The following is a 20982-nucleotide window of genomic DNA, read 5'->3' on the forward strand; positions in this document are numbered from 1 at the left end:
TTGGGCACAGCGGACCCCAAGGAGAGCGGCGTCTTGCGCGAGGCATGGGTTCAGCAGCAGTTTCTGACGGCGGCCCCAGCGCGGGCGCCGGTTGGCTTCGGGCGCGCCAAACCTCCGTTCAGTCTTGTCGTCGACCTCAGTGACAATCCGTTTTCGAGGGACTGGTGGCGCGGCCTCGCGACGCTTGGAGCGCTCGTCGTGTTTGCCATCGCGCTGCGGCCCGATTTTGGCCCGCTGCCCGCCGGAACCCCGGAAATGCCGAAGGCCATCGAGGACCAGTGGGACGCGACAGCGATTGGATCTCTGGATCGCGGCTCCCCGACCGGCATGCGCATGGCCGCCAATAGCAGGGTCGAGCCGATCGAATCTGCGCCCGAACGGGCCTTCCTCGACCTGTTCGCCACCGTCGGCCGCGACGGGCTGGCGCGCTCGCTGGTGCGCATCGGCGCTTCGACCGGCGATGCCGTGCAAGTCGAGAGCCTGGTCCGCGGGGAGGGCGGGCGCGTCATTCCCGGCACCGGCATTTCCGTTACCCTGGGCCGCAAGGAGGCCGCCGGGCTGAGGCCGATCCAGAAGATTGTCGTCCGCACCGGCCTCGACATGCGGATGGCGATCGAGCGCGGCGACACGGGCCTGACCCTGACGAAAATGCCGATTGCGGTCGATAACCGGCCGCTGCGCATCCGCGGCCGGGCCGGCGAAGGGCTCTATTGGGCGTTGCGCGCAGCCGGCGCATCGAGCCAGTCCGCCGCATCCTATCTGAAGGCGCTGGCGACGCAGATCGACGTCGGCGCCATCGCACCCGACGACCGCTTCGACCTTGTGCTGGCCAATCGCCACACGGCGACGGGCGAGAACTTCCCAGGGCCTCTGCTTTATGCCGGGCTCGAGCGCTTCGGGCAGCGCCCGGTGCAGCTGGTCGCATGGAATATCGGCGGGAAGATCAATTGGGTCGATGCCGCCAACAACCAGCCGGTGCAGGCGTCGAACGCGATGATCTGGCCCGTGAATGCCCGCATCACCTCGACCTTCGGCATGCGATACCATCCGATCCTGCACTTCGCGCGGATGCACAAAGGCATCGACTTCGGCGCCGCCTGGGGCACGCCGATCCATGCCGCCGCCGACGGCCAGGTCGCCAGTGCCGGCTGGGCCGGGGGCTATGGCGAGCAGGTGAAGATCAACCACGGCGGCGGCCTTGCCACCAGCTACAACCATATGAGCCGGATGATCGTGTCGCCGGGAATGCCGGTCCGCCAAGGGCAGGTCATCGGCTATGTCGGCACCACCGGCCTCTCGACCGGCGCGCACCTTCACTATGAAGTCCTGCGCAACGGCGTCCAGGTGAACCCGATGGCAGTGCGCATGACCAGCGCGCCGGCGATCGACCCGGCGATGACCGAGGCGATCAAGGCTCGGCTGAAGGCGCTGCTCGGCGTCGGGACTAAGACCTAGCAGCCGAAGGAGAGGCTGGTCTCGCCCTGCTTGACGAGGCGGACCCCATCCCGGTTCGTACCGGGCGCGGTTTCGACCGTGAGGTCGTCGAGGTCAGGCCCGCTCTTGCTGAACAGGGTCGCGAAATGGCGCTGGCCGAGCATCATGTGCTCGTCGAGCGGTTTGCAGCCCGTCGACTTCACCTGACGCAAGCCGACGAGATAGCCGTCGGCATTGTAGAGCTCGGCGTAACCCCAATTTCCCTCGAACGAGCCGTCCTTGAGGAAACCAGAGCATTCCCTGGCGATAACCTCGCACACCTTTTCGGTTTCGGGGTCCTCGGTCCAGCGCGGCTTGGGATCAAAGGTGAAATCGGCGGGGCGCTGGGCCGCCGCCGCCAACACGATTCCGGAAACGGCGATCAGGATAACGCGCATTCCACCTCCCCCTCAGTCCAATAGCTCCAGAACTTCGCTGGCACAGGTTGCGCCCGCAGCGGCAAAAATCTCCATCGAGGATTTGAGTTTGAGCGCGTCGACCGGACCAAGAATCGCCTTGGCGCCCACGCCCCGCTGAAGATGAAGCTGTATCGCCTCGCAGCATTGGATCAGGCGCGGGCCGAGGATCGGGTGATCGAGATAGGCACGCGCCTCATCGGCACCGGTCAGCCCGAAATGCTTCGCAGTCGGGCTGTGGCCGAGATCGACGTGCTGCGGGAAGACGAACCACATCCAGTGACTGCGCTTGCGACCGTCCCGGAGTTCGGCGAGCGCCTGTTCGTGGACGCCGCCCGCTTGCGCATCGACGAAGCGTTGCAGGTTGAACGGGTCGGCGCCCGCCACCCTATTTGCGCTTCAGGCCCTCTGCGACGGCGAGCGCCTTGGCGACATGCTGCGTCGCGTCGAGATTGTCCTGCACGAGGACGATGATGCCGCCCTTTTCGATCACATAAGTGGTGCGCGTCGTCAGGCCGGGATGCTCTTTCCAGTCGACGTCGAACGCCTTCCGGATTTCCGGGGTCGCGGTCGCCACCGGGAAGGCACCCGCGCACTTGGCGGTGGAGAAGGTCGTCAGCGTCGCGTTGTCGTCAGCGCTCATGCCGATGACGCGGGCGTGTGCCGCCTTGAACTGGGGCATGGCTTCGCTGAACAAATGGGCTTCGAGATCGCAGCCCTCGGTGTTGGCCTTGGGAAAGAAGTAGAGCACGACCGGGCCGCTACGCAGCTCCCGCTTCAGGTCGAACGCGTAAGGCTTGCCGGCGAAAGCGCCGTCCGCCTTGATCAGCGGGGCCTCGGTACCGGCGGGCAAAGCGGCGAGTGCCGGAGCCGCGAGCAACGCCAAAGCGGAAAAGCCAAAAGTCCTGCGCATGCCACTCCCTCCACAAATACAGCGTGCAGGCTAGCGCGACGCGCGCGGCGACGCCACGGGATTCGTCACTCAGGCAGGATCAACGGGCGCTGAGGCGTGAGGATGAGCCGTTGATGCGGCGACCGTGGACCCAGCTTTTGCCTTCGCCCAGCGTCAGGATCGGCGTGAACAGCCCATGTTGGGACGCGTTGACGGGATGGTCGAACTTGTCGTCGAGCATGTAGAAACCGCTCGGCGCGCGCGCGAGCAGGACAATGTGACTGCCGACGCCGAGTTCACGGCCAATGCTCATGTAGAGGTCGCGGGCATTCCAGCCGGCAGCCTTCAACACCTGCATTTCGACGACGGCGATATCTTCGCTGTCGCCGGCGCCACGTTCCAGCGTCTCGCCGGCATTGGCCCAAAGGTCGGCAACCTTCATGGTGTCGAGGTCCTGGGCCCAGCGGACGCGTTGCTTCACTTCGCGCTGGACGGTCGCGAGCTGCTCCTCGGGCGTCAAGCTGCGGACGGTATCGGCAAGTGCAACCACCATCGGATGGGCGCGGTCGGTGTTGGAGACGCGGCGGAAACGCGCATCGTAAAAGGTCACCCCGGCGCTGACGGCGGCAGTGCCGAAGACGTCCGGTGTCACCGGCGTCACGCCATTTTGCGGACGGTAGGTCAGGTCCTGGAGGCGGTTGTATTTGCCGGCGGCCGACTCGGGGCCGACCCGGACTTGCGCCGTGGCGGCGCCAGCGATGCAGGCAACAGCCAACGTCGCGCAGATGAAGCGTGCGTGCATCGCAAGTCGTTCCTTTATCGGAATAATCCCCCGTTACGCCAAACCTCTGCCCACAGTTCCGTTAAAGGAAGCGGTTTACGGTGTGCCGACAGCTTTCGCCGTCGAAACGATGGAATTGTACAGAAAAAGGCGGTTTTCGGCAGTTATCGAAGGTTAACGGAAGACCGATCCGACGATCCAGATTAACGACATCAGGATAACGACGAGCAATAATGAGACGCCAAGGACATAGCGCATGACGTGCGGCTGCACGGCGCCGGTGACTTCTTCCTGGCTGACATGAACTTCATCGCCCTGGCGTTCCATGCACACCCTCCTGAGCTATGCGAGAGTCGGAAGGGTCATCATACGCCTCGCGAGAGACGGCGGGTAGTGGTGGCCGCGCCTAGCGGTCAGCGGCCACCAGCCCGGTGACGAGGTAAAAGATGATCGCCAGCGGCGCGGCGATGAAAAAGGCCGCGACGAAGCCGAGCCTGACAAGCAACGGATCGACACCGGTATAATCGGCGAGGCCGGCAGCGACGCCCATGACCTTGGCGTCACGGCGGTTGATGAGGAAACGGCCATTCATGGCTTTATCCTTACGCAAGTACAGTTCAGGCGAAGAACGGCAGCGGGCCGATGGCGGCACTGACGAACAGCAGCGAGGTCAGAAGCGCACCGGCGAAGGTGACGGCGATCTGGCGTTCCGAAGAAACAATGGCGTTCATTTCAAATTCCCCTTTTGCGCCCCCCGATGGGGCGATGCATTTAATAATGCAGGGAGCGTGCCAATTGGAAATTATACAATAAAATCAAGGTGCGCGTAGATTTACCAATGCCCAGTGTTGGGAAATTTCACAATAATATTGGGAAATTTCACCTATCGGTCAGGCCGAGGCGCTGTCTTTCGGCGCTGGCTTCGGCTTGGAGGCCGTCGCCTTGGGCGCGACCGGCTGGCATTCGGCCAAGAGGGTCGGGAAATCGAGGTCGCTATTGGCCATGAGTGTGTCATTGCGAGCGGCGAGGCAGGCCTGCTCGGTCGCATAATGGGCAGCCGGGGTCGCGACCGTCTGGCAGTCGATGGCGCCGTCGCTGCAGCCCATGATGGCGATGACGAAATATGCCGGTCCCATTGTCAGTCCGCTTCCCGCTCACTGGCCGTTTAACGCGAATCAAAACCCCGATTTAACGTTGGAGTTCCAGCCGCTTGGGGGAATTATTTGCCCAGCTCCATCGGTGTTCCTACCTAGGATGACTGATGGCAGAACAATCGGCAGATTCGGCGCCCCGCAAGGCGGGCTTCAATACGTTGGTGCGCTTCCTGCCCCTGCTCTGGCCCAAGGGTGAGGCCGAGCTGAAGGTCCGTGTCGTCGTGGCCCTGACGCTGGTGCTGGCCGGCAAGGCGATCGCGCTCCTCATGCCCTTTGCCTACAAAGCGGTGGTCGACGGCATGTCCGCCGACCGCCAGGCCTTCGGCGCGGTGCTAATGCTGGTGGCCGCCTATGCCGCGGCGCGCTTCGGCAATGTGCTGGCCGACAACCTTCGCAACGCGGTATTCGAGAAGGTTGGGCAGCAGGCCGGGCGGCGCCTGGCGGCGATGGTGTTCCGCCATGTCCACAATCTGTCGCTTCGTTTCCACCTCGAACGGCGCACCGGCAGCCTGACCAAGATCGTCGAGCGCGGCACCAAGAGCATCGACATGATGCTCTATTTCATCCTCTTCAACATCGCCCCGACAGCGATCGAGCTGACGGCGATCTGCATCATCTTCTTCGTCAAGTTCGGCATCGGCCTGGTCGCCGCGACCCTGGCGATGGTCGCTCTCTATATCGTCTTCACGCGGACCGTGACCGACTGGCGCGCCAAGCTGCAGCGGGAGATGAACGAGGTCGACAACAAGGCGATCGGCCGCGCGGTCGACAGCCTGCTGAACTACGAGACGGTCAAATATTTCGGCGCAGAGGAGCGCGAGGCCAGGCGCTATGACGACACCATCGACGCTTTCGCCAGGGCGGCAACGAAGAACGAGGTGTCGCTGGCCTGGCTCAACATCGGCCAGTCGGCGATCACCAACCTGATGATGGCCGGGGCGATGGGCTACACCGTCTGGGGCTGGAGCCAGGGCCGCTTCACTCCGGGCGATGTGGTGCTGGTCAATTCGCTGCTGATGCAGCTGTTCCGGCCGCTCGACCTGCTCGGCTGGGTCTATCGATCGATCAGGCAGGGGCTGATCGACATGGAGGCGATGTTCGAGTTGGTCGATACGCGGGCGGAGATCGTCGACGCGCCGGACGCGCCGTCGCTGCAGGTAGGGCGCGGGCTGGTAGCGTTCGAGGACGTGCACTTTGCCTATGAGCCCGAGCGGCCGATCCTGAACGGCGTCAGCTTTGCGATTCCGCCCGGGACGACGCTGGCGGTGGTGGGGCCGTCGGGCGCCGGCAAGTCGACGCTCGCGCGACTGCTCTACCGTTTCTACGACCCGACCGGCGGTGACATCCGCATCGACGGGCAAGATATATCCAAGGTCACGCAGGGCAGCCTACGAGCAGCGATCGGCATTGTCCCGCAGGACACGGTGCTGTTCAACGACACCATCGGCTACAACATCGGCTACGGGCGCGAAGCGGCGAGCGAGAGCGAGATCCGCGGCGCCGCGCGCGGGGCGGCCATCGACCGCTTCATCGCCGCTTTGCCACAGGGATATGAGTCGATGGTCGGCGAGCGCGGGCTGAAATTGAGCGGCGGCGAGAAGCAAAGGGTCGCCATCGCCCGCACCCTGCTGAAGGACCCGCCGATCCTGATCCTCGACGAAGCCACCAGCGCGCTCGACAGCCGGACCGAGGAGGCGATCCAGGCGACGCTCGACAATGTCGCGGAGAACCGGACGACCATCATCATCGCGCATCGTCTATCGACCATCGTCAACGCCGACCGCATCGTCGTTCTCGACGCTGGCCGCGTTGCCGAGAGCGGCACGCATGCCGAGCTTTTGCGGGCGGGCGGGCTTTACGCGGAGCTGTGGGCGCGGCAGGCAGCCGAAAGGGCGCTGGAGGAAGCCGCCGAGTGATCGTTCACGAGATTCTGCGTAACATATTTGGGTTCGATCATTTCCGCGGAGTGCAGGAGCAGGTCGTCAAGCGGGTGATGGCCGGCAAGGACAGCCTGGCGGTCATGCCGACCGGAGCCGGCAAGTCGCTTTGCTATCAATTGCCGGCCCTGGCGCGCGAAGGGACCGCGATCGTCATCTCGCCGCTGATTGCGCTTATGCACGACCAGATCCGCGCGACCGAGGGCCTTGGCATTCGCGCAGCCTCGCTGACGTCCGCGGACAGCGACCGAGAGACGACCATCGCGCGGCTGCGGAACGGTGAGCTCGACTTGCTCTACGTCGCTCCGGAGCGGGCTACGACAGAGCATTTCCGGCGACTGGTCGAGCAATTGCCGATCGCGCTCATCGCCATCGACGAGGCGCATTGCGTCAGCGAATGGGGCCATGATTTCCGGCCCGATTACCGCCAGCTGCGGCCGCTGCTCGACGCGCATGGCGATGTGCCGAGACTGGCGCTGACGGCGACCGCCGACCGGCGGACGCGCGCGGACATCCTGACACAATTGGGAATTCCGGAAGACGGGCTGGTCGTGACCGGGTTCGACCGGCCGAACATCCGCTACCATGTCCGACCGCGCGACGGGATTGGCGGGCAGCTGAAGCAATTGCTGGCCGGCCAACCGGGGGCCGGCATCGTCTATGCTCCGAGCCGCGACAAGGCGGAGAAGCTGGCGGAAGGGATGGCTGGAAGCGGCCGTCCGGCGCTCGCCTATCATGCCGGACTCGACCCCGCCGTGCGCAAGCGGAACCAGGCCGCGTTCGTGTCGTCGGAGGAAATGGTGATGGCGTCGACCGTCGCCTTCGGCATGGGCATCGACAAGCCGGACGTGCGCTTCGTCGCCCACGCCGGCATCCCGAAATCGATCGAGGCCTATTACCAGGAGACCGGCCGCGCGGGCCGCGACGGCGAGCCTGCCGAAGCGTGGCTGTTCTGGGGTGCCGAGGACTTCGCCCGCGCCCGGCAGGGTATCGAGACCGAAGTCGAGCCTGCGCGCCAGCAAGGCGAGCGCGAGCGGCTGAATGCGCTTGCGGCGTTCGTTGAGGCCGCGACCTGCCGGCGCGCGATCCTGCTGCGGCATTTCGGCGAGGACCCGCCGGCGCAATGCGGCAATTGCGACAATTGCCTGGAGCCGCCGGCGACGATCGACGCCACCGAGGTCGCGCGCAAACTGCTCTCGACGGCATTCCGCACGGAAATGCGGTTCGGGGTCGCGCATCTTTCCGCGGTGATGGCGGGCGACGACAATGAGAAGGTGCGCGGCTTCGGCCATGACCGGCTGTCGGTGTTCGGCATTGCGACACCCGACGAAATCGCGCTGGTCCGCCCCGTCGCCCGTGCCCTGATTGCCCGCGATGCGCTGCGCGCCGATGCCTATGGCGGACTGTCCTTTGGCCCTGCCGCAAAGCCCATCCTGAAAGGCGAGGAGACGGTAACGATCGCTGTGCCGCCGCCGCGCAAGAAGTCACGCCGCCGCGATACCGGCGGGCCGACGAGCCCATTGTTCGAAGCTCTACGCGCCAGGCGACGCGAACTGGCCGCCGAGATCGGCGTGCCGCCCTATGTCATCTTCCATGATTCAACCCTGCGCGAGATTGCGGAGGCGAAACCGGCGACGCTTTCCGACCTTTCGCGCGTTCAGGGCGTGGGCGAAGCCAAGCTAAAGCGCTATGGTGAGGCCATGCTCGCGGCGGTCGCGGATTTTGAGGAGGGGAATCAATGATCCGGCAATTGGACGACAAGACCATGGTCAGCGGACAGCTGATGCCGGACCAGATCGCCGATTTGAAGGCGCACGGCGTCACCATGCTGGTCAACAACCGGCCCGACAATGAGGATGCCGGGCAGCCCCTTTCCTCAGACCTTGAGGCGGCGGCGCGGGCGGCGGGCATGGAATATCGCCACATTCCGATCCGCTACGGAATGGGGCCGTCCGATGTTGAAGCCATGCGCGACGCGATCAATGCGACGGGTGAAGGCAAATTGCTGGCCTTCTGCCGCTCCGGCAATCGCTCGACTCTGGCCTGGGCGGTCGCCCGGTCGGAGGATGGCGCCGAGCCGGATGAGCTGCACAAATGCGCCGAAGCCGCCGGATTCAGCCTGGCGCCGGTCGCGCATCTTCTCTGAACCGGTAAGCCTTTCGACAAACGGCTGAAATTCAGGCTTGCGTAAGGCGCGAGTCGGTTGAAGGGCAGCCAAGCTGACCGAATAGTCCTTGAGGAACCACCATGATCCGCACTCTTCTTCTGGCGACAGCCGCTGTCGCACTCGTTTCCACTGCCCCCGCCGATGCCGCCGCCAAGAAGGCGGCTCCGGCTGCCTCGGCGAGCCTGCCGGCGAGCAACCCGTTCGCCAAGCCGAGCACATTGCCGTTCGAGACCCCGGATTTCTCGAAGATCAAGGACTCGGATTATTTGCCCGCGCTCCTGGCCGGCATGGCGCAGCAAAAGCGCGAAGTGGCGGTGATCGCTAACCAGAAGGCGGCGCCGACCTTCGACAATACCGTCCTTGCGATGGAAAAGTCCGGCCTGCTGCTTGAGCGCGCCAATCTGGCGTTCAGCGCGGTCAATGGCGCCAACACCAACGACACACTGCAGGCGACCGATACCAAGACGGCGCCCCTGTTCGCAGAGCATTACGACTCCATCTTCCTCAACGCGAAGCTGTTCCAGCGCTTCAAGACGCTGCACGACAAGCAGGCGGGGCTGAAGCTCAACGCCGAACAGGCCAAGCTGCTGGACGTCTATTACAAGCAATTCGTTCACGCCGGCGCCGAGCTGTCGCCTGCCAAGCAGGCCGAGCTCAGGGTCATCAACAAGCGCCTGAGCACGCTGTCGACGGCCTTCAGCCAGAAACTGCTGGCCGCGGCCAAGGCCGGCGCGCTGCACTTTGACGATCCGGCAGCGCTTGCGGGCCTGTCCAAGGAGCAACTCGCCGCGGCCCAGGAAGCGGCGAAGGGTCGCAAACTCACCGGCTATGTCCTGCCGCTGCAGAACACGACCCAGCAGCCGTCGATCGATTCTCTGACCAGCCATGACACGCGCCAGAAGCTGCTCAACGCCAGCCTCACGCGCGCGGAACATGGCGATGCCAATGACACGCGCCCGATCGTGGCCGAACTGGCTCAGCTCCGCGCCAAGAAGGCCGCTTTGTTCGGCGCCACCAATTTCGCCGACTACACTTTGTACGACCAGATGGCGAAGGACCGCGCGACTGCGGTCGGCTTCCTCGACCGGCTGGCGCCGGCGGTTTCGGCCAAGCAGCAGAAGGAATGGGCCGACATCGTCGCGCTCGCGAAATCGCAAGGTGCGGCCTTCCAGCCGACGGCCGCCGACTGGAACTATTACGCCGAGCAGATCCGCAAGGAGCGTTATGCGCTGAACGGCGACGACCTGAAGCCCTATTTCGAGTTCAACAAGGTGCTCGAAGACGGCGTCTTTTATGCCGCGAACCAGCTCTATGGCCTGACGTTCAAGGAGCGGAAGGACATTCCGACCTGGAACCCCGACATGCGCGCCTTCCAGGTCTACGACCAGGACGGCAAGGAGTTGGCGATCTTCATGATCGACCCGTGGAAGCGCGACAACAAGAACGGCGGCGCGTGGATGTCGAACCTGGTCAACCAGGCCTATCTGCGCAAGGCCAAGCCGGTCATCTTCAACGTCGAGAATTTCACGAAGCCCGCGCCCGGCCAGCCGGCACTGATCAGCTTCGATGATGTGACGACCATGTTCCACGAGTTCGGTCACGCATTGCACGGCATATTCGCCGCGCAGGAATATCCGACGCTTTCGGGCACCAACGTGGCGCGCGACTTCGTCGAGTTCCCCTCGCAGTTCAACGAGAATTGGGCGCTCGATCCGAAGATCCTGCCCCACTATGCGGTCCATTATCAGACCAAGCAGGTCATCCCGCAGGAGCTGATCCAGAAGGTTCTCAACGCCCGCACCTTCAACCAGGGCTATGAGGTCGGCGAGGCGCTAGAAGCCGCGCGGCTCGACCTCGACTGGCACTCGCTGCCGGCCACGGCCGCGCTGCAGGATGTCGACAAGTTCGAAGCGGATGCCCTCGCCAAGGGCGGGTTCGACACCAAGGACGTGCCGCCGCGCTATCGTTCGAGCTATTTCCTGCACATCTGGAGCAACGGCTATTCGGCCAGCTATTATGCTTACGCCTGGACGCGCATGCTCGGGCAGGACGCGTTCGACACGTTCGAAAAGAACGGCGGCCTGACCCGCGCCAATGGGCAGCGCTTCCGCGACATGGTTTTGTCGCGCGGCAATACGCAGGACCTTGCCGCCATGTACCGCAACTGGGCGGGTCATGATCCGCAGATCGACCCCTATCTCACCTACTATGGCTTGGGATCGGACGGTCCGACCAAGTAAGACTTAAGCTGGGCCGGGAGACGCTTCCGGCCCAGTTCTTTTCACCAGGGATTGGTGTTGCCGGCGGCGCGCTCGTCGGGGCGCGGCTGGCGGCCAAGCATGGCATTGCGGTGCGGGAAGCGGCCGAAGCGCTTGATGACATCGAAGTGCTTTTTGGCGAAGCCGAGCAAGTCATCGTCGCCAAGGGCGGTGAACAGGATCAGTGAGTGCTCCTGGTCGGCGAGGTTCTCGCTATGCTCGAACGGCATGTAGAGGAAGGTCTTCTGGTCCTTCGTAAGCTGTTCGTCATACCCGCGATCGACGGCGCCCTTGGCGATTCCAAGCGCCAGACTGTCGGTCATGAACTGGTCGGCATGACCGCGGAACATGTTGCGCGGCAGCTGGTCGAAGAGAATGACACCGGCGAGCGCCGTCAACGGACCGTCGAGGAAGCTTTCCGGAGGTAGCTGGCGCTTTTCGGCGTAAAGGTCCGCGACGCGATTGCGGCAGAGGGCGTCGACCCCTTCTCCGCCGCGCCACCAGTGATCGGGCCCGACCTCGTCGAACCAGAAGGCGAGAACCCGTTCGCGCCAGTCGCTCAGGCCGCCGTGCCTCCAACCGTCAGGCCGTCGACCAGCAGGGTCGGCTGGCCGACACCGGCCGGCACCGACTGGCCGGCCTTTCCGCAAATGCCGACGCCCTCGTCGAGCGCGAGGTCGTTGCCGATGCCCCTGACGCGGGTCAGCACGCTGGGCCCGTCTCCAATCAGGGTTGCGCCCTTCAGCGGTTCGGCGATCTTGCCGCCGCGGATGCGATAGGCCTCGGTGCAACTGAAGACGAACTTGCCGCTGGTGATATCGACCTGCCCGCCGCCGAAGCTCTTGGCATAGACGCCGTCCTTGACGCGTGAGACCAGCTCGTCTGGGTCGTCCTGGCCGGCGAGCATGAAGGTGTTGGTCATGCGTGGCATCGGCGCGTGGGCGAAACTTTCGCGGCGGCCGTTACCGGTCGGCTCCATGCCCATCAGCCGGGCATTCAAGCGGTCCTGCATATAGCCCTTGAGGATGCCGTCCTCGATCAGGACGGTGCGGCCGGTCGGCGTACCTTCATCGTCGATGGTCAGCGAGCCGCGCCGGTTAAGGATGGCGCCGTCGTCAACGACCGTGACCCCCGGCGAAGCGACACGCTCGCCGATGCGGCCGGAGAAGGCCGACGTGCCCTTGCGGTTGAAGTCGCCTTCGAGGCCGTGGCCGATGGCTTCGTGGAGCAGCACTCCCGGCCAGCCGGGGCCGCAAACGACCGTCATCTCGCCGGCGGGCGCGGCGATCGATTCAAGGTTCACGAGCGCCTGGGCGAGCGCGACGTCGATCGCCCGGTTCCACTCGGCTTCATCGAACAGCTTGTCGTAAAGGTAACGCCCACCTAGGCCGTGGAAACCGGCCTCGCGGCGGTCGCCGTCGCGGGCCATGATCTGGACACCGAGGCGGACCAAGGGGCGGACGTCGGTGGCGGTGAAGCCATCGGCGCGGTGAATGTCGATGACACTCCAACTGGCGAGCAGCGAAACGCTGACCTGCTCGACTCGCGGATCGCGGGCGCGGGCGGCGGCGTCGATCTTCTGGCAGAGCGCAACCTTTTCGGCGAAAGGCACAAGGCTGAGCGGATCTTCGGCGCCGTACATCGCCTGGTTGGTGCGCGCCGGCGGCGGCGCGGCCGGGCCCTTGGCAGGGTCGAGCAATTTGAGGGTCGCGGCGGCGCGTTCGATGGCGGCAGCGCTGATCTCGTTGGCGTGGGCGAAGGCGGTGGTTTCGCCGGAAACGCCGCGCAGGCCGAAGCCCGAGGCGCTGTTGTAGTCGGCGGTCTTCAGCCGGCCGTCGTCGAAGCCGAAGGCCTCGCTGACGCGATATTGAAGATAGAGCTCGCCATCGTCATGACCGGCGAGATGGCGGCCGGCGAGTTTCTTGGCCGCGTCGGGGTCGAGGCTCCGGTAGAGGAAGCCGCGCGGGTCTGCGTAAGTCATGCGCCGGTGGTGCTAGTGTCGGCGGGTCCGCCCTCGAGCACGAAACGGCGGTCGCAATAGCCGCAATCGACGAAACCGGTCTGGTCCTCGATATGAAGATAGACGCGCGGATGGCCGAGCGCGGCGGGTACTTCGCCCGAGCCGTCGCAGGCGACTCGGACCGATTTGACCTTGATGGTTTCAGGAGGCGGAATCATGGCGCCGAGGTAGCGCCGAGGCCCGCCCGCTTCAATGGCTACTGATAATCCGCCGTCAGGTCGTAGGTCGCCGAATAGAGACCCTCTGGCTGGTTGACGTCGATGAAGATCGTCCCGCCGACGCCGACGAAGAAGCTCTGGTTGGCGGCGATCGTGCGCAGCGCCGGGCCATCGAGGGTCATGCCGATGACGGTAATCTTGTCGCCAGCCGGGTTGGCGAGCTCGGTCGGCGGCGTCAGGTCGATGAAGACCTTCTGGCCCGCCGAACCGGCGCCTGCGAACCGGCCGCGCTGGCCCTGGTCGGTGCTGACGAGCGTGATGCCCGCCGAGCCAGTGCGCCCGCCGGTCGTGGCGTTGATCGTTACGAAGCCCGCCGTCGTCGACGAAGGAATGATCGTGCCGAAATGGATGTCCTGCACCTTGGTCAAGGTGAGGGGAATGAGCAGCAGCGCGCGGCCCGGCGGGGGCGAGGCGACGCTGACTGGCGCGGCCATCACGGGCGCAGCGGCGATGAAGCTGGCGGTGACCGCCAGCGCGGCATGCTTGAGGTTGAACACTGGCCCACGCTCCACGAAAATCGAGTTGCCGCCATTATCAGCGGAAGGCGCTACTCAGCGTTGAAAGGAGAAGGTTCGCGTAAAATTAACTGCGTATCTCAGGCAGTTGCGCGGACGGAATCGCCATAATTCCCCTCTGGGGCGCGCTGCAGGGTTAATGCGGCAATTACCGCGGTCAGTAAGGTAAAGGCCTGTTTTGCCGCGCCCCTTTGCCGCTTGGCGAAAGCGCCGCTAGTGAGTCTCGCCATGTCCGAGACCGAGCCAGCCATCCGCATCGAATCGCTGTGCAAGACCTATGCGGCCAAGGGCGTCGAGCCCAAGCGCGCGCTGGACGACGTCAGCTTCGACGTGCCGCGTGGGCAGATCTTCGGGCTGCTGGGCCCAAATGGCGCGGGCAAGTCGACGCTGATCAACATCCTTGCCGGCCTAGTCGTAAAGACGAGCGGCAAGGCGGCGATCTGGGGCTTCGACATCGACCAGCACCCGCGCAACGCCAAGCTGTCCATCGGTATCGTGCCGCAGGAAATCCTCTTCGACCCCTTCTTCACCCCGCGTGAGGCGCTGGAAATCCAGGCGGGACTCTACGGCGTGCCGAAGGACAAGCGCATCAGCGACGAACTGCTCGCGGCGATGCATCTGACCGACAAGGCGCATGCCTATTCGCGCACCCTGTCCGGCGGCATGAAACGCCGCCTCCTTGTTGCCAAGGCGATGGTCCATTCGCCGCCGATCCTGGTGCTCGACGAGCCGACTGCGGGCGTCGACATCGAACTTCGCCAACAGCTCTGGGCCTACGTCCGCGGCCTCAACCAGCAGGGCGTCACCGTCGTGTTAACGACCCACTATCTCGAGGAAGCCGAGGAGTTGTGCGACCGCATCGCCATCATCAACCACGGCAAATTGATCGCCAATGAGCCGACACGGCAGCTGGTGGCGCGGGCACAGGACAAGGCGGTGGTGGTCACGGTCGATCGCGACCTGACCCAGGCGCCGGCCAATGCCTGCTTCGACCGGATCGAGGTCAAGGGCGAGCGGGTCCTGGAGATCGGCTATCGCAAGGACAAGGTGAATGCCGGCGAGGTGCTCGACGCGCTGCAGAAGGAGGGCTTCGGCATCGTCGACGTTTCGACGCGCGACCCCGACCTTGAAGACGTGTTCCTTAGTCTGACGCGGGAGAATGCGTGAGCCAATACGACGTCCTCATCGTCGGGTCGGGCGCGGCGGGGCTGACCGCGGCGCTGAACCTTGCCACGGACAGGAAGGTCGCCGTCATCGCCAAGGGCGCGCTGGGCGACAGCGCCTCGGCCCGCGCGCAGGGCGGCATCGCGGCGGTGCTGGAGGAAGGCGACAGTTTCGAGGCGCATGTCCGCGACACGATGATCGCGGGCGCGGGACTCAACAACCTGGAAGTCGTCGAGCATGTCGTCGCTGAAGCGCCAGCGGCGATCGCGCGGCTCGCCGAGCTGGGCGTCCCGTTCAATACCGATGGTCCCGACGGCTGGCACCTGACCCGCGAGGGTGGCCACAGCCACCGCCGCATCGTCCATGTCGCCGACGCCACCGGTTGGGCGATCCAGCAGGCGCTGGAAGCGGCGGCCGAGGCGAACCCGAACATCACCCTCATTCCCGACATGGCGGCGATCGACCTGGTCACCGGCCGCCATGCGCAGGAGTTTTCGACATCAGGCGCGGTGCACGGACTCTATGCCTTCAACCGGCGCACCGGCGCGGTCGAGACACTGACTGCGCGGGCTACAATCCTTGCGACCGGAGGCGCAGGCCGTGCCTATCTCTATTCGACGGCGCCGCGCGGGGCGACGGGCGACGGCATCGCCATGGCCTGGCGCGCCGGCTGCCGCATCTCGAACATGGAATTCATGCAATTCCACCCGACCTGCCTCTACAACCTTGAGGTCAAGAACTTCCTGATCACCGAGGCGGTGCGCGGTGAAGGCGGGATTTTGAAGCATCCGGAAACCGGCCACCGCTTCATGCCCGATTACGACGAGCGCGCCGAGCTGGCGCCGCGCGATATCGTCGCCCGCGCCATCGACGGCGAGATCAAGCGCGACGGCCTCGACTACGTCCATCTCGATATTTCGCACCGCGAGCCGGAGTTCGTCCGGACACATTTCCCGACCATCTACGCCAGGCTGCTGGAGCTCGGCATCGACATCACGAAGCAGCCGATTCCGGTGGTGCCGGCGCAACACTACACCTGCGGCGGGGTGCTGGTGGACATCCACGGCCGCACCGACGCGCCGGGGCTCTATGCGGCGGGCGAGGTGACGCAGTCGGGGCTGCATGGGGCGAACCGGCTGGCGTCCAATTCGCTTCTGGAGTGCCTCGTATTCGGCGAGGCGGCGGCGAAGCACATTTTGGAATGCTGGGACCAACTGCCCGAGCCGCCGGCGGTCCGCGGCTGGGACGAAAGCCGCGTCACCGACAGCGACGAGGAAGTCGTCATCCAGCAATGCTGGCGCGAGATTCGCCAGTTCATGTGGAATTTCGTCGGCATCGTCCGCACGACCAAGCGGTTGGAACGCGCCAAGCACCGCATCGACCTGCTGCGGCAGGAGGTGAATGAGTATTACAAGCTGTTCCGCGTCACGCCGGACCTGATCGAGCTCAGGAACCTCGTCGAAGTCGCCGACCTCATCATCCGCTCGGCGCTGGCGCGGCACGAAAGCCGCGGGTTGCATTACACGCTCGATTATCCGGAGACATCGCTCGTCCCGCACGACACGGTGCTGGTGCCATAGGTCGGCGTCAGCCGGGCCAGCGTGTCGGCCGGCCCTTCAGCGAGGGAGTGATGGCCTGTGCTGGCGGACTATGGTAGCCCGCGGACATCGCTCGTGCCCCTCGTCGGGTAGTGAGCGTCCAAGCGGCGCAACTCGTTTTTTTGGATAAGGTCCATACTGTCATGTCCGTAGTCATCGATGTTGTCCGAAGCAGGGTGCTGGACGAGATGCAGAAGGGATCCGCTCCTGATGAAATTCTCAACGACATTTGCCTGTCGTTCGAAGCTAATTCGCCGGGCGCACGGGCCGGAGTGACCATGCTGGACCCGACCCTGCACACGTTTGAGAATGCTACTTTCCCATCGCTTTCGCCGGAATATGCAAGAGCGCTTCAAGGCATTGCGGTGGCGGACAAGCCCGGGTCCTGCGCGCTTGCGGTCTATGAGGGCAGGACGGTCGTCAGCACCGATGTCGCGACGGATTCGAGATTTGCGCCTGCCTGGAAAGACCTTGGGTTGAAGCATGGGCTCGAGGCCCTGGTTTCCATTCCTGCAAAGCAAGCCGACGGGGTGGCCTTGGGAACCTTTGTCGTCGCCTATCCGCCTAAATCGGGTCTCAGTCGCGGCGATTTGCTGACAGCGGACGCTTTCGCCGAGCTGTGTGGGCTCGTGCTCAGCTATCGCCGCAGCCGATTGACGCCGGGTTCGGTAGCCCAATCTTACGAAGCCCAAAGTTCCCCCATCTGAGCCGTCTTGCCAGCTAGGCGCTTCCCGCTAGGCTCCCGCCGCATGACAAAGCTCGCTCTCGCCGTCCTGCTCTCCGCCGCCGCGCTGCCTGCGCAGGTCGCTTTCGCCCAAACGCCCGCTCCCGCCGCTTCGGCACCCAGCGCCGCCGACAAGCAGTTGAAGGCGCTCTATGAAGGCTATTCCGACTGGGTCGCCAAGGAGTTCGGCACTTTCCAGGACGCCAAGGGCGAGGAGCAGCAGGGCGGGAGTTTAGCCCATGTCGACCCGGCTTCGAACATCCGTCGCGCGGCGCATGAACAGCGGCTCCTCACACAACTGAACGCAATTCCCGCCACGCAATTGTCGGCGGACGAGAAGGTCAATGCCGGCGTGCTCCGCCAGATCCTGGAGAATGACGTCGCCGACGCGAAATATCGCGAGTGGGAAATGCCGGCGAACAGCGACAGCAATTTCTGGACCTATCTCGACGAGCGCGACACCCTATCCGACGCTGGCGCCTACCAGCGCTACATCGGCCGGATGCGCGACATCCCCCGCTATTTCGACGAGAATGTCGCCAATATGCGCGATGGGCTGAAGCGCGGGTTCACGCCGCCGGCCGCCACACTGGTCGGCCGCGACGGGAGCATCGCCAGCTTCATCAAGGACAAGGCCGAGGACAGCAGCTTCTACGCGCCGTTCAAGGCGATGCCGTCGAACATCAGCGCGGCCGAAGCGGCCAAGCTGCAGGCGGAGGGCAAGGCGGCGATCGAACAGGCCGTGATGCCTGCGTACCGGAAGCTGCTAGCCTTCTATCGCGACACTTATGTGCCTGGTGCGCGCAAGACCGTGTCGGCGCACGATTTGCCGGACGGCGATGCCTTCTACCGGGCGCAGATCCGCGAATATACGACCACCGACATGACGCCCGAGGCAATCCACCAGCTGGGCCTCAAGGAAGTCGCGCGCATCCAGGCGAACATGGACAAGACCATGCGCGAAGCGGGCTTCAAGGGGACGTTCGCGGATTTCCTGACCTTCCTGAAGACCGACCCGCAGTTCATTGCCCGCACGCCCGACGAGCTTCTGGGCGTTTCGGCCTATGCGGTGAAGCGCGTCGACGGGAAGCTGGCGCAATATTTCGAGGTGCTGCCGCGCGGCCGTTTCTCGATTATCCCGGTGCCGGACGCACTGGCGCCCTTCTACACCTCCGGCCGCGGCGGACGCGAAAGCTGCCAGATGAACACTTACGATTTGAAGAGCCGGCCGCTCTACAACATCCCGGTGCTGACGCTGCACGAATGCGAACCCGGCCATAGCTTCCAGGGAGCGCTGGCCGAGGAGGGCAAGCAGTTGCCGCGCTTCCGCCGTAACATCTATTTCTCGGGCTATGGCGAGGGCTGGGGCCTCTACAGCGAGTATCTCGGGTACGAGATGGGCATTTACCGCACGCCCTATGAGAGGTTCGGCGCCGAGAGCTACGAGATGTGGCGGGCGGCGCGGCTCGTGATCGACACCGGCATTCACCGCTACGGCTGGTCGCGTCAGCAAGCGATCGATTACCTCGCCAGCCACACGGCCTTGTCGCAACACGAAGTGGAAACCGAGGTCGACCGCTACATCAGCTGGCCGGGGCAGGCTCTGGCCTACAAACTGGGCGAAATCACCCTCCGCAAGATGCGTGGTGTAGCCGAAACGGAACTCGGGACGAACTTCAACATACAGAAGTTCCACAGCATGATCCTGGGCCTGGGGTCGGTGCCGCTGCCGGAGCTGGAAAACCAGGTGCGACTGTGGATCGCACGGCAAAAGGCGGCACCCGCCCCGGCGCCATGAGGGGTCAAATTTCGGGAGGGGAATCTATGCCGGTTGAATTGAGGATCGCCGCCTTTGGCGCGGCGCTGTTGATCGCCCACATCGTCATCGCGGCGGTATTCAAGACGGGGCAATATGGCCTGAAATGGGACTTCAGTGCGCGCGACGAAATTCCTTCGCCGCCCAGCGAGGCGACCGGGCGCCTCATCCGCGCGCAGGCCAATTTCGAAGAGACCTTCCCGATCGCGATCGTCGCATTGCTCGGCGTCGTAATTGCAGGCCGGACGAGCGAGGCCACGGCCCTGGGCGGCTGGATCTGGCTGGGCGCGAGGGTCGCCTATCTACCGCTTTATTGGGTAGGCATTCCGGTCGTCAGGACGATCGTCTGGCTCGCCAGCGTCGCCGGCCTGGTCATGATCCTCAAGCCGCTGCTGGCCGGCTAACGAAGCTTTGAAATCTTGAGCCCGTCGAGCTTGGCCCGCGCCTGGATGGATTCCTCGCTGCGGGTCAAGGCCTTGGACAGGGCCTTCAAGGCCATGCCCTTGCCCGCCAGGCGGTGAAGCTTCTGAAGCTCGTCGCTCGTCCACGGCTGCTTATGGCGCAGGAAACGGTCGGTCACAGGCAATCCCCCTCTGGGCAATCCTCTTCGCCATGCTCCTCGACCAACCCGAGCTTGCGGACAAGCGGCGGCATCGTCAGCCCCTGGACAAAAATGGAGAAGGCGACGACCAGGAATGCGGCAGCGGCCACTTCGCCGCGTTCGGCGAGGCTGGCGGGAAGCGCCAGCGCCAGCGCCAGGGCAAGCGCCCCGCGAAGACCGCCCCAGAAGAGCACGTGCTTGTATTTCCACGGGACCGCGAGGCTTGATCGCGCGAAGGCGAGGCTGCACGGGTAGACGGTAACGGCGCGGCCAGCGAGCGCGGCCATTGTCGCCACGACCGCCACTGGAACGGCGGCCCACAAAGCGGGCGTGGCCTCGGCACTGCCGATGAGGATGAAGACGAAGCTGTTGGCGAGGAACGCCGCGAACTCCCAGAAATTGAGCAGCATCGGCCCGCCCCGCGATGACAAGGAGCCGAGCTTGCCGAAATTGCCGATGACGATCCCGGCAGCGAGCGTCGCCAGCACACCCGACATGTGGAATCGCTCGGCGAGGAGGAAGCTGGCGTAGGCGGCGATCATGGTCAGGCTGATTTCGACCAAAGGGTCTTCGGTCTTGCCGGCAATGAACAGGCAGGCCCAACCAATCGCGATCCCGCACAGGGTGCCGCCGATTGCGATGCGTACGAGGGCGATCCCGACGTCCGCAGGGCCCGCTGAAGCTCCGGCCGCAATCCCGAGAAGCACGGCGAACCCCAGCGCCGCAACGCCATCGTTCAGCAGGCTTTCCGCTTCGACCAGCAGGTGAAGCCGGTGCGGAACCCGCACCTCCTTGAACATGGCGATGACAGAAACCGGGTCCGTCGCGGCGATCAGCACGCCAAAGAAGGCGGCGGCCAGCCAGCTCCAGCCGATGACATAATGCATGGCGGCTGCGACCAAGGCAGCGGCCAGTGCAACGCCGACAGTGACCAGCATCAGCAACAGCGGGAATTCCCGCTTGAAGGGCCTCCACTGGATCTGGATCGCCGCCTCGAAAATCAACGGTGGCAGGAACACCTGCATGATGAGTGCCGGCGTCAGCTGGAGGTTGGGGCCGATTGGTGTCAGCGCCAGGATAAAGCCGGCAATGACCAGGCCGACGCTATATGGCATCCCGATCTTGCGGCAGAGCATCGCCGTCAGCGCGGCCACGATCAGTATCAACCCAAGAAGCGAGAAATCGACAGGTGGTTGATGCCCCATGGCGTCTGGCTAGCGAAACGCGTCGACGCGGCCAAGCGCAAGC

Annotated in this window: 23 protein-coding genes; 10 read left to right on the forward strand and 13 right to left on the reverse strand. The window is 64.5% G+C overall.

The window, feature by feature from the left end:
* Window positions 1-33: 33 nt before the first annotated feature.
* Window positions 34-1455 (forward strand): M23 family metallopeptidase, encoded by a 1422-nt coding sequence (locus LZ536_RS07645; RefSeq protein ID WP_249847815.1) that lies wholly within the window; start codon window positions 34-36, stop codon window positions 1453-1455.
* Here LZ536_RS07645 and LZ536_RS07650 read toward each other — a convergent pair.
* The 7 genes from LZ536_RS07650 to LZ536_RS07680 all read right to left on the reverse strand — a co-directional run bounded on the left by LZ536_RS07650 (window position 1452) and on the right by LZ536_RS07680 (window position 4698).
* Complete coding sequence (locus LZ536_RS07650) at window positions 1452-1871, reverse strand: hypothetical protein (protein ID WP_249847816.1); 420 nt, start codon at window positions 1869-1871, stop codon at window positions 1452-1454. The two genes, LZ536_RS07645 and LZ536_RS07650, sit on opposite strands and share 4 nt — an antisense overlap.
* A 12-nt stretch (window positions 1872-1883) precedes the next feature.
* The gene (locus LZ536_RS07655) at window positions 1884-2276 is read right to left on the reverse strand and encodes a DUF1810 domain-containing protein (protein ID WP_249847817.1); all 393 of its coding nucleotides are present in this window, start codon (window positions 2274-2276) and stop codon (window positions 1884-1886) included.
* Between the two features lies 1 nt (window position 2277).
* On the reverse strand, window positions 2278-2802 hold the full coding sequence (locus LZ536_RS07660) for a peroxiredoxin (RefSeq protein WP_249847818.1): 525 nt from the start codon (window positions 2800-2802) through the stop codon (window positions 2278-2280).
* 79 nt (window positions 2803-2881) lie between these two features.
* On the reverse strand, window positions 2882-3583 hold the full coding sequence (locus LZ536_RS07665; RefSeq protein ID WP_249847819.1) for a transglutaminase-like cysteine peptidase: 702 nt from the start codon (window positions 3581-3583) through the stop codon (window positions 2882-2884).
* A gap of 153 nt (window positions 3584-3736) precedes the next feature.
* Window positions 3737-3889, reverse strand: coding sequence for a hypothetical protein (locus tag LZ536_RS07670; RefSeq protein ID WP_249847820.1), 153 nt, complete (start codon window positions 3887-3889; stop codon window positions 3737-3739).
* Between the two features lie 79 nt (window positions 3890-3968).
* Window positions 3969-4154 carry a PspC domain-containing protein gene (locus LZ536_RS07675; protein ID WP_249847821.1) on the reverse strand — a complete coding sequence of 62 codons (186 nt, stop codon included), beginning with the start codon at window positions 4152-4154 and terminating at the stop codon, window positions 3969-3971.
* A gap of 298 nt (window positions 4155-4452) precedes the next feature.
* Window positions 4453-4698, reverse strand: a complete 246-nt coding sequence (locus LZ536_RS07680; RefSeq protein ID WP_249847822.1) for a hypothetical protein — start codon at window positions 4696-4698, stop codon at window positions 4453-4455.
* Between the two features lie 125 nt (window positions 4699-4823).
* On the opposite strand from LZ536_RS07680, the gene LZ536_RS07685 reads away from it, so the two are divergent.
* From LZ536_RS07685 to LZ536_RS07700, 4 genes are all read left to right on the forward strand, one after another.
* A complete protein-coding gene (locus LZ536_RS07685) occupies window positions 4824-6632 on the forward strand; it encodes an ABCB family ABC transporter ATP-binding protein/permease (protein WP_249847823.1) in 1809 nt (602 codons plus the stop codon).
* Window positions 6629-8395, forward strand: coding sequence for a DNA helicase RecQ (gene recQ, locus LZ536_RS07690; RefSeq protein WP_249847824.1), 1767 nt, complete (start codon window positions 6629-6631; stop codon window positions 8393-8395). The genes LZ536_RS07685 and recQ overlap by 4 nt, the downstream gene beginning before the upstream one ends.
* Window positions 8392-8799, forward strand: coding sequence for a protein tyrosine phosphatase family protein (locus tag LZ536_RS07695; RefSeq protein ID WP_249847825.1), 408 nt, complete (start codon window positions 8392-8394; stop codon window positions 8797-8799). Before recQ ends, LZ536_RS07695 begins: the two co-directional genes overlap by 4 nt.
* A gap of 101 nt (window positions 8800-8900) precedes the next feature.
* A complete protein-coding gene (locus LZ536_RS07700; RefSeq protein ID WP_249847826.1) occupies window positions 8901-11060 on the forward strand; it encodes a M3 family metallopeptidase in 2160 nt (719 codons plus the stop codon).
* Between the two features lie 41 nt (window positions 11061-11101).
* Here LZ536_RS07700 and LZ536_RS07705 read toward each other — a convergent pair whose 3' ends face one another.
* The 4 genes from LZ536_RS07705 to LZ536_RS07720 are packed head-to-tail and all read right to left on the reverse strand — an operon-like array spanning window position 11102 to window position 13813.
* Window positions 11102-11641, reverse strand: a complete 540-nt coding sequence (locus LZ536_RS07705) for a DUF924 family protein (RefSeq protein WP_249848584.1) — start codon at window positions 11639-11641, stop codon at window positions 11102-11104.
* Window positions 11638-13059, reverse strand: a complete 1422-nt coding sequence (tldD, locus tag LZ536_RS07710) for a metalloprotease TldD (RefSeq protein ID WP_249847827.1) — start codon at window positions 13057-13059, stop codon at window positions 11638-11640. The genes LZ536_RS07705 and tldD overlap by 4 nt, the downstream gene beginning before the upstream one ends.
* Entirely contained in the window at window positions 13056-13256 is a 201-nt protein-coding gene (locus tag LZ536_RS07715) for a zinc-finger domain-containing protein (RefSeq protein ID WP_249847828.1), read from the reverse strand. Before LZ536_RS07715 ends, tldD begins: the two co-directional genes overlap by 4 nt.
* A 38-nt stretch (window positions 13257-13294) precedes the next feature.
* On the reverse strand, window positions 13295-13813 hold the full coding sequence (locus tag LZ536_RS07720; protein ID WP_249847829.1) for a DUF4402 domain-containing protein: 519 nt from the start codon (window positions 13811-13813) through the stop codon (window positions 13295-13297).
* 246 nt (window positions 13814-14059) lie between these two features.
* Here LZ536_RS07720 and LZ536_RS07725 point away from each other — a divergent pair, with 246 nt between their 5' ends.
* The 5 genes from LZ536_RS07725 to LZ536_RS07745 all read left to right on the forward strand — a co-directional run bounded on the left by LZ536_RS07725 (window position 14060) and on the right by LZ536_RS07745 (window position 19537).
* On the forward strand, window positions 14060-14998 hold the full coding sequence (locus LZ536_RS07725; RefSeq protein WP_249847830.1) for an ABC transporter ATP-binding protein: 939 nt from the start codon (window positions 14060-14062) through the stop codon (window positions 14996-14998).
* Window positions 14995-16575, forward strand: coding sequence for an L-aspartate oxidase (gene nadB / locus LZ536_RS07730; RefSeq protein WP_249847831.1), 1581 nt, complete (start codon window positions 14995-14997; stop codon window positions 16573-16575). The genes LZ536_RS07725 and nadB overlap by 4 nt, the downstream gene beginning before the upstream one ends.
* Before the next feature lie 194 nt (window positions 16576-16769).
* A complete protein-coding gene (locus tag LZ536_RS07735; protein WP_249847832.1) occupies window positions 16770-17300 on the forward strand; it encodes a GAF domain-containing protein in 531 nt (176 codons plus the stop codon).
* 42 nt (window positions 17301-17342) lie between these two features.
* Window positions 17343-19115, forward strand: a complete 1773-nt coding sequence (locus tag LZ536_RS07740; RefSeq protein WP_249847833.1) for a DUF885 domain-containing protein — start codon at window positions 17343-17345, stop codon at window positions 19113-19115.
* A gap of 26 nt (window positions 19116-19141) precedes the next feature.
* Window positions 19142-19537: an MAPEG family protein gene (locus tag LZ536_RS07745; protein WP_249847834.1), complete on the forward strand. Its 396-nt coding sequence runs from the start codon at window positions 19142-19144 to the stop codon at window positions 19535-19537.
* On the opposite strand, the gene LZ536_RS07750 is transcribed toward LZ536_RS07745, so the two are convergent.
* A complete protein-coding gene (locus LZ536_RS07750) occupies window positions 19534-19713 on the reverse strand; it encodes a hypothetical protein (protein ID WP_249847835.1) in 180 nt (59 codons plus the stop codon). The two genes, LZ536_RS07745 and LZ536_RS07750, sit on opposite strands and share 4 nt — an antisense overlap.
* Window positions 19710-20939, reverse strand: a complete 1230-nt coding sequence (locus LZ536_RS07755; RefSeq protein ID WP_249847836.1) for a cation:proton antiporter — start codon at window positions 20937-20939, stop codon at window positions 19710-19712. The genes LZ536_RS07750 and LZ536_RS07755 overlap by 4 nt, the downstream gene beginning before the upstream one ends.
* Window positions 20940-20982 lie beyond the last annotated feature (43 nt).

It is taken from the genome of Sphingomonas alba (assembly GCF_023516555.1).
Taxonomy (GTDB): domain Bacteria; phylum Pseudomonadota; class Alphaproteobacteria; order Sphingomonadales; family Sphingomonadaceae; genus Sphingomicrobium; species Sphingomicrobium album.

What these genes read in the sequence shown, in the direction of transcription:
- LZ536_RS07650 (WP_249847816.1), bottom strand. Translation starts at nt 1,871, where the DNA reads ATGCGCGTTATCCTGATCGCCGTTTCCGGAATCGTGTTGGCGGCGGCG.
- LZ536_RS07660 (WP_249847818.1), bottom strand. Translation starts at nt 2,802, where the DNA reads ATGCGCAGGACTTTTGGCTTTTCCGCTTTGGCGTTGCTCGCGGCTCCG.
- LZ536_RS07665 (WP_249847819.1), bottom strand. Translation starts at nt 3,583, where the DNA reads ATGCACGCACGCTTCATCTGCGCGACGTTGGCTGTTGCCTGCATCGCT.
- LZ536_RS07670 (WP_249847820.1), bottom strand. Translation starts at nt 3,889, where the DNA reads ATGGAACGCCAGGGCGATGAAGTTCATGTCAGCCAGGAAGAAGTCACC.
- LZ536_RS07675 (WP_249847821.1), bottom strand. Translation starts at nt 4,154, where the DNA reads ATGAATGGCCGTTTCCTCATCAACCGCCGTGACGCCAAGGTCATGGGC.
- LZ536_RS07680 (WP_249847822.1), bottom strand. Translation starts at nt 4,698, where the DNA reads ATGGGACCGGCATATTTCGTCATCGCCATCATGGGCTGCAGCGACGGC.
- LZ536_RS07685 (WP_249847823.1), top strand. Translation starts at nt 4,824, where the DNA reads ATGGCAGAACAATCGGCAGATTCGGCGCCCCGCAAGGCGGGCTTCAAT.
- LZ536_RS07695 (WP_249847825.1), top strand. Translation starts at nt 8,392, where the DNA reads ATGATCCGGCAATTGGACGACAAGACCATGGTCAGCGGACAGCTGATG.
- LZ536_RS07700 (WP_249847826.1), top strand. Translation starts at nt 8,901, where the DNA reads ATGATCCGCACTCTTCTTCTGGCGACAGCCGCTGTCGCACTCGTTTCC.
- tldD (WP_249847827.1), bottom strand. Translation starts at nt 13,059, where the DNA reads ATGACTTACGCAGACCCGCGCGGCTTCCTCTACCGGAGCCTCGACCCC.
- LZ536_RS07715 (WP_249847828.1), bottom strand. Translation starts at nt 13,256, where the DNA reads ATGATTCCGCCTCCTGAAACCATCAAGGTCAAATCGGTCCGAGTCGCC.
- LZ536_RS07725 (WP_249847830.1), top strand. Translation starts at nt 14,060, where the DNA reads ATGTCCGAGACCGAGCCAGCCATCCGCATCGAATCGCTGTGCAAGACC.
- LZ536_RS07740 (WP_249847833.1), top strand. Translation starts at nt 17,343, where the DNA reads ATGACAAAGCTCGCTCTCGCCGTCCTGCTCTCCGCCGCCGCGCTGCCT.
- LZ536_RS07745 (WP_249847834.1), top strand. Translation starts at nt 19,142, where the DNA reads ATGCCGGTTGAATTGAGGATCGCCGCCTTTGGCGCGGCGCTGTTGATC.
- LZ536_RS07755 (WP_249847836.1), bottom strand. Translation starts at nt 20,939, where the DNA reads ATGGGGCATCAACCACCTGTCGATTTCTCGCTTCTTGGGTTGATACTG.